The 13,302-nt window shown below is 71.5% G+C and carries 12 protein-coding genes; all 12 read right to left on the bottom strand.

Annotated features, from left to right (window positions below; all coding sequences use genetic code 11):
* Positions 1-15: 15 nt before the first annotated feature.
* The 12 genes from ACH4N1_RS27090 to ACH4N1_RS27035 all read right to left on the bottom strand — a co-directional run bounded on the left by ACH4N1_RS27090 (position 16) and on the right by ACH4N1_RS27035 (position 13,295).
* Positions 16-552, bottom strand: coding sequence for a carboxymuconolactone decarboxylase family protein (locus ACH4N1_RS27090; protein WP_398100920.1), 537 nt, complete (start codon positions 550-552; stop codon positions 16-18).
* A gap of 132 nt (positions 553-684) precedes the next feature.
* Positions 685-1,239 carry a hypothetical protein gene (locus ACH4N1_RS27085; RefSeq protein ID WP_398100918.1) on the bottom strand — a complete coding sequence of 185 codons (555 nt, stop codon included), beginning with the start codon at positions 1,237-1,239 and terminating at the stop codon, positions 685-687.
* On the bottom strand, positions 1,236-1,796 hold the full coding sequence (locus ACH4N1_RS27080) for a hypothetical protein (protein WP_398100916.1): 561 nt from the start codon (positions 1,794-1,796) through the stop codon (positions 1,236-1,238). Before ACH4N1_RS27080 ends, ACH4N1_RS27085 begins: the two co-directional genes overlap by 4 nt.
* A gap of 82 nt (positions 1,797-1,878) precedes the next feature.
* A complete protein-coding gene (locus ACH4N1_RS27075) occupies positions 1,879-3,054 on the bottom strand; it encodes a putative PEP-binding protein (protein ID WP_398100914.1) in 1,176 nt (391 codons plus the stop codon).
* Positions 3,055-3,084: 30 nt separating this feature from the next.
* On the bottom strand, positions 3,085-4,953 hold the full coding sequence (locus ACH4N1_RS27070; RefSeq protein ID WP_398100912.1) for an FAD/NAD(P)-binding protein: 1,869 nt from the start codon (positions 4,951-4,953) through the stop codon (positions 3,085-3,087).
* A gap of 192 nt (positions 4,954-5,145) precedes the next feature.
* Positions 5,146-5,658: a hypothetical protein gene (locus ACH4N1_RS27065; protein WP_398100911.1), complete on the bottom strand. Its 513-nt coding sequence runs from the start codon at positions 5,656-5,658 to the stop codon at positions 5,146-5,148.
* A 514-nt stretch (positions 5,659-6,172) separates the two neighbouring features.
* On the bottom strand, positions 6,173-6,892 hold the full coding sequence (locus ACH4N1_RS27060) for a DUF2306 domain-containing protein (RefSeq protein WP_398100909.1): 720 nt from the start codon (positions 6,890-6,892) through the stop codon (positions 6,173-6,175).
* Positions 6,893-6,944: 52 nt separating this feature from the next.
* Positions 6,945-7,721, bottom strand: coding sequence for an SDR family oxidoreductase (locus tag ACH4N1_RS27055; protein WP_398100907.1), 777 nt, complete (start codon positions 7,719-7,721; stop codon positions 6,945-6,947).
* 22 nt (positions 7,722-7,743) lie between these two features.
* Positions 7,744-9,267 (bottom strand): FAD-binding oxidoreductase, encoded by a 1,524-nt coding sequence (locus tag ACH4N1_RS27050; RefSeq protein ID WP_398100905.1) that lies wholly within the window; start codon positions 9,265-9,267, stop codon positions 7,744-7,746.
* Complete coding sequence (locus tag ACH4N1_RS27045) at positions 9,264-10,205, bottom strand: class I SAM-dependent methyltransferase (RefSeq protein WP_398100903.1); 942 nt, start codon at positions 10,203-10,205, stop codon at positions 9,264-9,266. Before ACH4N1_RS27045 ends, ACH4N1_RS27050 begins: the two co-directional genes overlap by 4 nt.
* Positions 10,195-11,517 carry a 4-hydroxyphenylpyruvate dioxygenase gene (gene hppD, locus ACH4N1_RS27040; protein WP_398100901.1) on the bottom strand — a complete coding sequence of 441 codons (1,323 nt, stop codon included), beginning with the start codon at positions 11,515-11,517 and terminating at the stop codon, positions 10,195-10,197. Before hppD ends, ACH4N1_RS27045 begins: the two co-directional genes overlap by 11 nt.
* On the bottom strand, positions 11,514-13,295 hold the full coding sequence (locus ACH4N1_RS27035; protein WP_398100899.1) for an amino acid adenylation domain-containing protein: 1,782 nt from the start codon (positions 13,293-13,295) through the stop codon (positions 11,514-11,516). Before ACH4N1_RS27035 ends, hppD begins: the two co-directional genes overlap by 4 nt.
* Positions 13,296-13,302: the final 7 nt, after the last annotated feature.

The following is a 13,302-nucleotide window of genomic DNA, read 5'->3' as shown; positions in this document are numbered from 1 at the left end:
GCGCGGCCGGGGCCGTCAGCCGCCGCTGTACCCGCGGGTCGTGATCAGTTTCGCCGCCTCGTCGAAGTACCCCGGGTCCCTGGGCAGTTCGGTGTCCAGGCCGGTGACGTAGCGGTTGAACATGCAGAACGCGGCGGCGATCAGCACGGTGTCGTGGATCTGCCGGTCGTCGGCGCCCGCCGCCCTCGCGGCGGCGACGGTCCCGGGCGTGAGGGGCCGCACCGGCCCGCGCACCTCCGCCGCGATCCTCAGCAGCGCCCGCAGCCGCGGCGTGATCGGCGCGGTGTCCGGATCCGCGAGGACGGCGTCGACGAGGTCGTGCCCCGCCTCCAGCTGCGCGGCGGCGAACGCCCCGTGCGAACGGGCGCAGTAGGGCGTGGCGTTGAGGTGCGAGGTGTAGGCGGCGATCAGCTCCCGCTCGCCGCGCGACAGCGACGAGGGGGAGCGCAGCAGCGTCTCGGCCAGCAGGCCGAGCGGCGCCGCGGTGTCGGGGCGGTGCGCCAGCAGCCCCCGGATACCGGGCTGATCGTTGTCGAGTTCGATGTGCGCCACGGTGGCGGTCCTCTCCCGGACGGAACGGAACGGAACGGCCGTCGTCGACGGCCGCTTCATGCTCCGTCCCCCGCCGGGGAGCGGGCCACTCCCGGAGTGCGGACAGGACGCGGACAGGACGAGGACCGGCCGCTACGGCAGCCGGTGCGGCCCGGCGCCCGCCAGACGCCCCTCTCCGCCCGCGTCCGGCTCGGCAGGCCGGCGGGACGCCCCCGCCGCCCGCGCCGCCGAAGGGCCGCCACGTCCGCGGCGGCCCTTCGGCGGCGCGGGCGGCGGCATGAGGTGACGCTTGGCCACCAGGGCGAACAGGGCGTAGCCGGCGAGCAGCAGCACACCCGTGAAGATCCCTTCGCGGGAGCCTCCCGGGCCGTAGACCCGGCCCGGCAGGCCGACGTCGACGGCGGGGACCCGCCGGCCGTCCGCCAGCGAGCCGCGGTCACGGCCGTACATCCTGACCGGTTCGAGCGTGGACGTGCCGTCGGCGGAGCGGAACGAGCCGACCCACTCGCACGTCTCGTGTCCCGGATGCCGTACGCAGGACAGCTGCCGGGCGGTGAACGTCCCGGGCACCCCGTCGCGCGTCGCCGCGCGCAGGGCGTTGCCCGCGTTGGGCAGCGCGACCCCGAGCAGGGCGCACGCCGCCACCAGCAGCACCAGGGACACCCAGCCCGACGGCCGTCGGCTCACGCCGCGGCCGCGCAGGTGCAGCGCGCGCCCGCGTTGTCCGCCCGGTCCGCCCGCACGTGCAGCACCATGGCGACGACCATCGGAAGGGTGACCAGCGCGTTGTAGAAGAGGTGCAGCTCCACCCGCGGCGCGAACAGCTGGACGATGCTGGTGGGCACGGCGCGGCCGGCCAGGTACACGCCGGCGAGGGCCTGGACCAGCAGCAGCAGGTGCTCGAAGTGGTGCCAGACCTGGACGCCGAGGGTGATGTTCCACCAGGTGCGCGAGGCGCCGGTGAAGCCCGGACGCAGCACCACGAAGCCGACGAGCATGATCAGGGCGTAGCCGTAGTGCATCCACTCCGAGGTGACCAGCCACGGGAAGGGAACCCCGAGGACGCCCCGGGCCTCGGGCACCGGCCAGCCCAGGACGTAGATCTGCACGGCCTGGGTCAGGTGCTCCGCCCAGTGCGCCAGGACGATGACGCCGAATACCCCCAGCCCGATCTTGTGGTAGCGGCCGTTGAGGACGCCGATACCGTCACGGATCCGGTACGGGGTCGCGGTGTTGGCTGACACGGAGAACCTCCCTGGTCCACGTCGCCGCCCATTCCAGCAGCGCCCTGGGCCCCAAGTCTTCTTCTACGATGCGGAGTTGGCGTCACGAGGCTTCCCCGGGCACGAGCACCTCAAGCAGTTCGGCGGTGCACATCATGTAGCCGTCCGGGGCCGGCAGCCGCTCCAGGTAGTGGGCGAGGTCCGCGCCCAGGGTGAACACCCGCACCGGGGTGCGGGTGGCGCGCGCGGACTCCACCACCGTCCGCACCCCGTCCAGGACGGCCGGATGCCGGGTCTGGTAGGTGCCGGCCACCAGGTGGTTGCTGCGGTCCGCGGCGAGATAGAACTGCACCAGGTCCTTCATGCCGAGGAACAGCTCGCCGGCGCCCGCGGCGCACAGCGCCGTGCTGGCGTGCACCGCCGCGGGGGTCTCCACGAACGCCGACAGGGGCAGCTCGTCCGGCAGTTCCAGGTGCGCCCTGAGCCGGACGAACTCCTTCTCGTCGGTGAGGAACGGCGCCGCGAGGCTCACCCGGCCCGCGTCCTCGCCGAGCCGTTCGCCCAGCAGGGCGAGCAGGGCGTGCAGCGCGTCCCGGTAGGCGGGGGAGCCGAGCAGCCAGCGTGCGCCGTGCAGGCCCAGTTCGGGGTTGGGCTCGACCGCGACCGGGGCCTGCTCGGTGACGTCGGCGGCGTGGTCGGAGCGCAGGTCGAGCAGCCTCAGCACCAGCCGCTGGCCGGGCAGCAGCGCGTCGACGAAGGCGCACAACCGGTCCGCGACGGCCCGCCCGTAGGCCGCGATGGCGGCCGGGCCGCCCACCAGGGCGTCGAGCGGCCGCAGGTTCGCCGCCAGGCACAGGAACTCCTCCCGGATGAAGAAGGACTCCACCCGCTTCGCGTCCGGCCCGCAGGAGTTGACGGTGCGGATGTCGCGCAGGTCGGCGATGACGGCGCAGGCCGATCCGAGGTCGTCCGGTGAGGGAGTCCTCGCCGGGATGTCGGGGCCGACGACGACGGACTGGCTCTCCAGGTGAAGCGTCACCTCGCCGGCCAGGTCGGCGAGATCCGCCGGGTCCACGAGGAGCACGGGTATTCCCCGGCCGCGGCAGATGGACTGCATGTGACCGGTCAGCCCACCCGTGCCGCAGACGACGGCCCGGGCCGCCAGCATCGCGTCGTACAGCCGGGCTTCGAGACGGGGGGCGACGAGAACGGAATCCTTGAGTGGATATCTCGTGCGGTTGCAGATTCCGCGCACCACGCGGTGCGGTCCACCGGTCAAGAGGGAACCCTGAATCCGTCGCCCGTTCAACTAGCCCTCCCGTTGTTCGGAGTTCTCCAGGTTCAACTGCCGGCGCAGCTGCCGGGGACTGACGGACACGTCGGTGAGCCGTTCGACGGCAGCCCGGTTGACGGCCACCCGCAGCAGACGGCGGCGCCGGGAGGCATCCTTCGGCAGTGCCGGAACTTCGCCGACGGACCGAATGCAGGTGTCCAGCCGGGAATCCAGCAGTTCCCGTTCATTACGGGAACGCGTGGCAAGCCTTCGCACCTCCAGAAGTACAGCTTCTTCCCAGCACGCCCGGACCGCATCCTCTGTATTGCTGATCAGCCGTGCGCATGGGGAAGCGTTTCGAGCCGGACCGTCGCCGTATTCGAGTTGCTCGATCACCCGTGCGGCGACCGCGACGGAGTGGTTCTTGATGGCGGCGAGATTGAAGGCGAACGCACCGGTCCGGCCGTTGCGCACGATCTCGTCGCCCTCCCGCGGCACGCCGACCGCCCAGAGCGGTCCGGCCGGCCGGCCGTCGCGGCCCAGCAGCGCCCCCTCGGCGTCGACCTCCACGCCCCGTCCGGTGCGGTCGTGGGGTACGGCGATCCCCTTCCCGACGAGACGGCGCCACAGCGGCTGCCGGGCCTTGCCGTAGTCCCCTTCCCGGCCCACGTTGCACACCACCAGGTCGGCCTCGACGCTGCGCGGCCCCTCCGGCGTGGCGACCGAGACGACCAGCCGCCCGGACCCCGCCGGCCCGATCCCGTCCACCCTGCCGACGAGCAGCCTCACCGGCCCGTCTGCCGCGGCCATCGCCCGCTCGATGACGGTCATCGTGTATTGCACCGCCCCGACCCGGAAAGCGGCTATCACGGTACTGAATTCATCCAGCAGGCTTCGCAGTTCCGGGGAGGGAATGCGCTCGATGATCTCGGGAAGATACGGCTCCCACGCCTTCGTCACCCGCTCCGCCACCACCGCGGGCAGGACGTCGGGACGCTGCCGGGCCACCGACGAACACGCCGTCTCCCACTCGCTGCGCACCCGGGCCAGGAAATCCGCACGGCCCCGGTACGGCTCGAGTAACGATTTCGGACAGGGCAGCCGTAAGACCTCGTGCTCATGGCCGTCCGGATAGGTCCGGAAGAGCGTCCCGGTTCTGGAGATCAGATGAACGGGGCCGGTGTGGCCCCGGCGCAGCAGCAGACCCGCCGAGTCGTAGGCGCTCAGCACCGAACCGACGATCGCGACGGTCGCCCCGGGCGGAAGCGCCATGAGTTTTCGGACACCGTCCGCGGAGTACGGATTCCGCACGAACGACGGATGCGCGAGCACCTCGGTGGCGAAAGGCGGCTCCTTGAGTTCGAGGCCGGTCGCGAGAACGACGTGGTCGGCGGGTATCACCTCGCACTCCGGCTCCCGACCGTCCGCGGACGGCCGTCGCACGGTCACCTCGACGCCCCGGGGGCGCACGTCGACGTCCACCGCCTCGCCGTCCTCCTCGACGAGCACGACGCCGGGACCGGCTTCCCGCGCGGCCTCGGCGAGCCGGTCGATCAGGTAGTCCTGGAAGATGCGCCGGGGCGCCGGGCTCTGTTCGGTGAACTCCAGACCGGCCCACGGGGCCGGCCAGTCCCCGCGGTCGGCCTCGGTGTTGGCCCAGCGGACGAAGTCGAGGACGTCCTCCCGGAACACCGACATCCGGCCCGCCTGGATGTTGAAGACGTGGTCCCAGGGATTGCCCTCCCGGTGGTAGGCGAGGCCGGCGGACCGGTAGTCGGCGCGCCGTTCGAGCAGGACGATCTCGACGGGCCGGCGCGCGAAGCACAGCAGACGGATCGCCGTGGCGGTGCCGGCCAGACCGGCACCGACGATCAGAACCCGCGACCGGCTGCCTGTTCGACTCACGGTGGATCCTCCCCAGTCGAGCGCTGCGAGCCCGGCCAGGCCATCCCCACCGGGCTTACGGACAGGGCCAGTTGACGTCACGTCAGCTTTTCGGCCCGCGCACCAGGCTAGAGGCTGGAGGGTGCGCGCCGCCCGGGAAACCGGGGCGGGCCGCTGGATCCGGCGCGCCCCGGCACGGCGCCCGTGCGCGGATCAGGAATGGGCCGGACGGTCGAGCGAGATGCTGTGACGCTCTCCACGGGCGGGGGCGCAGAAGAGGGGAAGGACGGCGACGCCGTGATCGGCGGCCTGTTCGATCAGCTCCCGGTAGTCCCGCTCGTGGTCGGTGATGGACATGATCACAATGATGCCGGACCCCTGGGCGGACATGCGCTCGGCGACCGTTCTGACGGCCGTCAGCTGGGCGGCGTCGCCGTCCTCGCCCCGGATCGCCACGACGGCGACGTCGATGCCGCCCGTCCACTCCACCAGCTCGGCGGTGTACTCCGCTATCTGGCGACGGTCGAAAAGGTCGACTTCGGCCGCTTCGGCGACCGCGCCGGCGGCAATCACCCGGCGGGCGGCCGCCTCGGCCGCATCCCGTGAAGAATCTGCAAAGAAAATCATAGAACGCTGGCCGGCGAACGCCCTGACCAGCGCAGCGCTGTGCGCTGCCGAAGCACCGTATACCACCACCGTCTTGTCCTCGAGGAGCACGAAAAACACTTCCTATCCATGTACGCAGTTGCGAGAACCGAACCGCTCCCGACCTTGGTAACGACGGCTACCTTCCCACGTGGCGTCGGCGGTCTTGCTCCTTTTCGGACGGCTCGCCGGGCGGCCTCCTTTCGAAAGAGAGTCGGAATGATTAGGGAAGCACTGGTTGTGCAAGTCGCCAGATGCTGGTCACGGACGATCGTGTCGGCGCCCGGTGCGCCATGTCGGCATGTGCACGGCAATGGCAGGGTAGTACAGGAGAGGCCGAATCAGTACCCATCGGTAATCTGTGATCCGTGTCAAGATCACACCGAGCGGGTGATCTTGCGCGCATTCGGCGTTATATGGAGAAACCCGGGCGAGCCGCGCGAAATCCGAATCGCGGGGATCCTGTTTTCGGTGGCCCGCGCCAAAAGTAATCGCCGGGTGATATCGAATAAGAAACTCCGGTTGGCGGGTGACCCGGGAAGGTCACCCCGCCAACCGGAGCTTCGTCATTCGGCCGACCGCCCTGTTTTTCGGGCTACCGCACGAGCTGGGCCGCCCGCGGGGCCGTGTGCTCGAGCCACCAGTGCGCGAGCAGCAGGTTCATGACCCAACTGCCCCACATGGACAGTTCGAGGATGAACGAGATGCTGACGTGCAGGCCCGGGAAGGCCTGCATGAGTTCGGCCAGCACGCGGCCCCAGGTGGTGCCCAGCGAGAGGGCGAAGCTGTAGACCATCCAGCGGCGGTGGTCGACGTACCGGCGCTGACGGACGGCCCGGTAGCCGAGCAGCGTGGTGGCGATCCACAGCACCCCCGACAGCGTCAGTCCGAACGCGCCGAAGGGGGCCTGGCTGTGGGGCACCAGGACGAAGGCCAGCACGGTCGTGGGCAGTGCCGCGGCGAAGATGTAGATCCGGCCGCTCACCCGGTGCAGCCGCGGGTGGTGACGGCGTACCCAGGGCAGGACCTGGAGGAAGACCGTCACCAGGGCGAGGTTGCCGAGCACGGCGTGCAGCACCACGACCAGGAAGTGCTGCGAGAAACCCGGATCCAGCGGGATCCGGGACTGCTCACGATCCCCGGACAGGTAGCGCGGGAGGGCGTACAGCAGATTGAACACCACGATGACGGCCAGCGCCGCCGCCCATGGACTCTGCCACCAGCCGGGTTTCGGGCCCGCCACGCGCCGGGTGCCCGTGCCGCGGTGTCCCACCCTGGTGGCCGGGGCACCGGTTCCCTCTCTGTTCTGTGTCACCGCGGAGCCTCAACTTTCCTCTGGGGCGGTCAGTGGTGCGCGGGCATGGCGGTCAGTGGTGGAACTCGCCGGCGTTGGCGTCCAGGCAGTGACCGGTGACGGCGCGGGACATGTCGGAGACCAGGAAGAGCACCACGTCCGCGATCTCCTCCGGCTCGGGCAGCCGGCCGAGGTCGAGGGTGGCCGCGATCTCGTCGTAGACGTCCTGCACGGTGACGCCCCGCTGCTCGGCCCACTGGCCGAAGCCTTCGCGCAGGGCGTCCGCCCAGATGTAGCCGGGGGCGACGGTGTTGACCCGGATGCCCCGGGGCCCCAGTTCGGTGGCCAGGCTCTGGGCCAGGGACAGCAGGGCGGCCTTGCTCATCTTGTAGGCGCCGAAGAGCCGCTTGGAGTGGCGCAGCACCGCGGAGTTGACCATCACGACCGAGCCGCGGCTGTCCGCCAGCGCGGGCGTGAACAGCCGGGTGAGCCGCAGCGCGGCGTACACGTTGGTCTCGAAGCCGGCACGCACGTCGGCCAGGTCGACGTCGAGGAGGTCGGCCAGCGGCGGAACGGCGAAGGCGTTGTTGACGAGGGCGTCGACCCGGCCGAAGGTGTCCGTGACCACCTTGGCGAGGCCGGCGGCCGACGTCTCGTCGGTGATGTCGGTCGGCACGGCGAGCACGCGGCGCCCGGTCTGCTCCTCGATCTCGGCGGCGATCCGCGCCAGCCGGGACTCGGTGCGGGCGGCGAGCACGACGTCGGCCCCCGACCCGGCCGCCCGCAGGGCGACGGCCCGCCCCAGGCCCGGTCCGACTCCGGAGACGACGACGACCTTGTTCTCGAGCACGGTGAACCTCCGTAAGGGAGCCCTAGGCGGACGGGAGCTCGACGGACAGCGAGTGACGGAAGACGTTGCGGGGGTCGTAGCGCCCCTTGACCTGCCGCAGGCGCGGGTAGTTGGCGCCGTAGTAGATCGTCGACCAGGGCACGCCCGAGGTGTTCCAGGCGGGGTCGGCCAGGTCGGCGTCGGGATAGCCGATGTACGCCCCGGCGTTGACGTCGTCGGGTACGGGCACCCCGCCGGTGCCGGCGTAGACGTCGCGGTAGAACCGCCGCATCCACGCGATGGCGGCCTCGTCCCGGTCACCGGACTGCCAGACCCCGCCGCTGTAGACGACCTTGAGCACCGCGTCCCGCTGGACGGTGGCCGTGGCCCCGGGAGCGACCGTGTTGACCTTGCCGCCGTAGCCGGCGATCACGACGCACGCCGTCGGATTGGACTGCTCGGGATCGGTCAGGTAGCGGTGGATCACCTCGCGCTGGTGCGCGGTGAAGCCCTTGCGGAGGTTGCCCGACTTGTCCTTGTAGCGGCCCTGGGGATCGTTCGGGAAGGTGTAGGAGGGCATCCAGGAGCTGAACCAGGGGACGACCTCGCAGGTGTGCGTCACCGGCGCGACCCCGACGCCCCGGGTGACCCACTCGTACTGCTCGTGCAAGACGCTCTCGGCGTCCGGCCCGTCATGGTCGATCACCACCGTCATCCCGAACATCCCCGAACTCCGGTGGGTGGCGATCAGATTGCTCCACAGTCCCGCCGCCGGGCTGTCGGCGTCGTCGTGCTTCTCGTACCAGGCACCGTAGTTGCGCAGCAGGGTGTCGAAGGCCTCCGCGGTCATGCCCTGCCAGGGCCACATGACGGTGCGCTTCCACACCCGCGCCGGGGCCCTGGGCAGGAGCGCGGCGGGGTCGTCGGAGCCGGCGCCCGGCGTGCGCAGCCAGTACCGCGTCACCACACCGAAGTTGCCGCCACCGCCGCCGGTGTGCGCCCACCACAGATCGTGGTGCGGGTCGTCGGGGTCGGCGGTGGCCACCACGGCCCGCGCCCGGCCCGACCCGTCCACGACGACCACCTCGACGGCGTACAGATGGTCCACCACCAGGCCGTCGCGGCGCGAGAGATGGCCGTAGCCGCCGCCCATGACGTGCCCGCCGGCGCCGACGTCGAAGCAGGTGCCGCCGGGCACGGTCACCCCCCAGCGTTTGAACAGCGTGCGATAGACGTCGCCCAGCGTGGCCCCCGTCCCGACCTCGATGGCGCGGCGCCGCCGGTCGTGGGCGATGTTGTTCAGCTGCGACAGGTCCAGCAGCACGGCGATCTCGGGCGCGGCGGTGAAGTCCTCGAAGCAGTGCCCGCCGCTGCGCACCGCGATCCGCTTGCCGGCGTCCACCGCGTGCTGGACCGCCGCCACCACCTCGTCGGTGTCCACCGGCAGGCACACCCGCTCGGGCCGACCCGTGAAACGGTGGTTGTAGCCCTGGACGAGGTTCTCGTAGCGGGCGTCCCCCGGCTCGATCACCAGCAGGGACGTCGGTTCAACGGCCGTGTCCGTCATGCTTGTTCGCGCCTTCCTGTGTCCGGTGCAGCAGACGTTCGCACGGCGGCGCCACGGTCCACATCTCGCGCCTTGCGCAGATCCTCCCCCGGACCGCCCCGCCCGTCCGGGGCGGCGAGCGACCGCGCCAGCGCGAGGGCGTCCGCACGCACCCGCCCCCCCAGCCGCGGCCGCTGCCCGGTGTCGGAGTACTCCCTGGGCGCGGCGCCGCTGGTGCGGCGGAGCACGGTCATGCTGTTCTGCCGCAGCTTGTGGCTCTCCAGCAGGCTCAGCACCTCGAACTCGCCCGGCCGCAGCCGCTGGCTCTCGGCGATGTACCGCAGGATCGCCTCGCCCTCCGGGTACGTCATCAGATAGTGCATCACCACGATCCCGCCGTCGGGATTGACCAGCTCCCAGCAGTTCTCGAAGAAGTGAAGGCAGTCCCAGGCGTCCACCCACGCGAAGTCGATGGGCCGCCATTCGTCGGGCAGGCGCTCCACGGCGTTGCGCAGATCCGCGTTGACCACCGTCACCCGGTCGGCCAGGCCGAGTTCGGCCAGTGCCCGGGTCACCCGGGGAGCCGACGAACCGGCGTCGGAGAAGTCGTCGATCGCCACGAGCCGGGGCCGCAGGGGCTCGAGATAACCGGACGGCGTCAGCAGCGCGGGCTCGGCCTCGACCCACTCCTCGTCCAGCTCCCTGCCGTCCTCCAGATACGGCACGGTCTTGCGGGCCAGCCCCTCGGCCTCCGCCGCGGCCAGCTCCTCGACCTCGGCCAGCGCACGGGCCAGGTACGGGGTGGTGTGCCCCATGCCGATCTCCAGCACCCGCCGCGGACGCACCAGATGGATCAGGGAGGCCAGGAGCGGCGCCACCACCTCGGTTCCCATGCCCGGCATCCGCAGCGGCTCGACCACGGCCCGGAACCGCCGGTCGGCCGCCGCCTCACGTGGCATTGCCGCCCCCCCTGCCCTGCTCGTGCTCGACCGCCTGGTAGAGCGCCCTGATGTTGCCGCTGCCGAAGGAGCGCGCCCCCATCCGCTCGATGACCTCGAGGAACAGCGTGCCCCTCGGGTGCACGGACCGGGTGAAGATCTGGAACAGCTGTCCGTCGTGGTCCTCGTCGATCAGGATGTTCAGGCGCTCCAGCTCGGCGACGGAGTGCCGCAGCGGTGTCAGGCGGTCCGGCAGCGCCCGGTAGTAGGCCGACGGGGTGGGCAGGAAGTCCACGCCCCGGGACACCAGCGAGTCCACGGAGCGCACGATGTCGTTTGTGGCGAAGGCGATGTGCTGCACGCCGGGCCCGTTGTGGCTCTTCAGGAACTCGTGCAGATGGCCGGTCGCCCTGGCCGGGTCCGGAGTGACCAGGGTGAAGGTGACCGCGCCGGAGCGGCTCTCGACCACCTTGGTGATCATGACCTGGTCGTCCACCTCGATCCGCTCGGTGAAGATCAGCTCGAAGTCCAGCACCGTGCGGTAGAACTCGACCGTCGCATCCATGTCACCGGGCTCGACGGCGATCGCGAAGTGGTCGATCTCCCGCAGACCGCAGTCCACCGCGGTGCCGTCGTCCTCGACCGGGCAGAGACCGGGCAGCGCGCGCTCGTCACCGCCCGCCACACGCTGCACGAACGTGTGACTGATGTCGCCGACCCCCGCGATGGTCGCGGTGACCAGGTCGCCGTGCGCGGTCGGCGCCGACACCGGCCGGGCACCGCGGCGCACCGCCTCCGCGAAGGCGGCGACCGCGTCCGGCACGCTCAGCGCGATGTCGGCCACGCCGTCACCGTGCTTGTCCACGTACTCCGCCCCGGGATGCGTGCCCGCGACCGGCCGGCTCAGCAGCAGCCGGACGTCGCGCCGGCCCAGCGCCACCGAGCGCGCCCCGGACGCCTCCCCCTCGCCGTCCGACCGCGCGTACACGCTCAGGCCGTAACCCCGGGCCAACCAGTCGGTCGTGCCCGCGAGATCGCTGACATGGAACCTGACATGGTCCAGGCCCACATCCGACAAGGCGGCCGCGGCCGCCCTGGTCGGTCCGCTCATCGTCGTCTCCTCGAATGTCCGCAGGCGCCGCACGAGGGTGCGCGGCCTGAGGTCCCTCCAGTGCTCGCCCACATGGGCCAGTGCCGTGGCGCGGGTGCCCGCGGGGCGGGCCACGCTCCACCCCTTCGGCACCTCCGCGCCGGCCGGCCAGAGCGAGTGCCGGCCCTCCGCGTCGACCAGGACCGAGAACATGGCGTGCTCGTCGTCGAAGGAATCGGTCATCGTCGCGCTCCTTCCGTCCGGGCCTTCGGCACCGGTCCGGCCGCCCCGAGCAGGTCGTCCAGGCCCAGCACCGTCGGCGCGTCGAAGAACTGGGTGATCGTCAGGTCCGTGTCGAACAGCGACCGGATACGGCTGACCAGGCGCATCGCCGCCAGCGACTCCCCGCCCAGATCGAAGAAGCTGTCGTCGATCCCGACCCGCGGCACCTCCAGCGCCTCCGCGAACATCACGCACAGCGTCCGCTGCCGCTCGCTCACCGGCTCCCGGCCGGCGGCGTCCGTCTGCGGCCCGGGCTGCGGCAGCGCCCGCCGGTCCACCTTGCCGTTGGGGGTGAGCGACAGCTTCGGTACGGTCACAAAAGCCGTCGGCATCATGTAGTCGGGCAGCAGCGACGCCAGGTGCGCCCGCAGGCCGGCGACGTCGACGGCGTCGCCCGACGGCACGTAGTACGCCACGAGCCGCCGCTCCCCGGACTCCGACGCCACCCCCGTCACCGCCGCGTGACGCACGCCCGGGAAGCGCGCCAGCGCCGCCTCCACTTCGGCGAGCTCCACCCGGAAGCCCCGCACCTTGAGCTGCTCGTCGGCGCGGCCCAGATACTCCAGCAGCCCGTCGCGGCCCAGCCGGACGAGGTCCCCGGTCCGGTACATCCGCTCTCCCGGCGCGCCGAACGGGTTCGCCACGAACCGCTCGGCCGTCAGATCGGGCCGCCCCAGGTACCCGCGGGCCAGACCGCGCCCCGAGATGTGCAGTTCCCCGACGTCACCGGCCGCAACGGCGCGCAGGTCCGCGTCCAGGACGTGCAGCCGGACGTTGTCCATCGGCCGCCCCACCGGCACCGGGCCCTCGACCCCGAAGGGAGCCGTCATCGGCAGATGGGTGCTGAACAAGGTCGCCTCGGTCGCGCCGTACATGGCCCGCACCACCAGGTCCGGGTTGTGCTCGAGCGCGCCTCGCACCGCGTTCGGCGCGATGACGTCGCCGCCGGTGAGCACCTCGCGCACCCCGGTCAGACACCCCGGATCCTCCTCCATCAGCACCCGGAACAGACCGGCGGTCAGATGGAGCCCGGTGATCCGCTCCTCGGCGATCAACCGGCGGATGTCGGCCACGCCGAGGTCCCCCGCGGGGGGCACCACGAGGTGCCCGCCGTGCAGCAGCGGAACCCACAGCTCATAGGTGGAGACGTTGAAGGCGTACGGCGCCAGCATCAGCACCCGCTCGTGCCGGCCGCCCTCCCAGATCGAGTCGAGGGCCAGGCCCAGCGCCTCCTGGTGGGGGACGGCGACCCCCTTGGGCACGCCCGTCGAGCCCGAGGTGTGGATCACGTACGCCAGCTGCGCCGGGTCGACCGGGACGGACGGGGTGGTCGCCGGGTACGCGGCGAGTCCCTTCTCCCCGTCGACGGTCACGACCGCGGCACCCCGCGGGACGCCGCGCCCGCGCATCTCCTCGTCCACCAGCACGACCGGCGCGGCGCAGTGATCCATGATCGCCTGCATGCGCGGCAACGGGTGGGCGGTGTGCAGCGGGAGGTAGCAGCCACCGGCCTTGAGCACGGCCAGGATCGCCACCACCACGTCCACGGACCGCTCCATCAGCACCGCGACCGGCGTCTCGGTGCGCACCCCGAGCTGTCCGAGCCGGTGGGCGAGCCGGTTGGCGCGCTCGTCCAGCTCCCGGTAGGTCAGACGGAGCCCGCCGGACGAGACCGCGACCGAATCCGGCGTCCTGAGTGCCTGTTCGGCGAAATTCCCGTGGAGGGAAGGGGAAGCCATGGTCTTC

This window comes from Streptomyces sp. NPDC017202 (assembly GCF_044331705.1).
In the GTDB taxonomy this organism is placed as follows: Bacteria; Actinomycetota; Actinomycetes; order Streptomycetales; family Streptomycetaceae; genus Streptomyces.
This window is presented reverse-complemented; position numbering and strand designations above follow the sequence as displayed.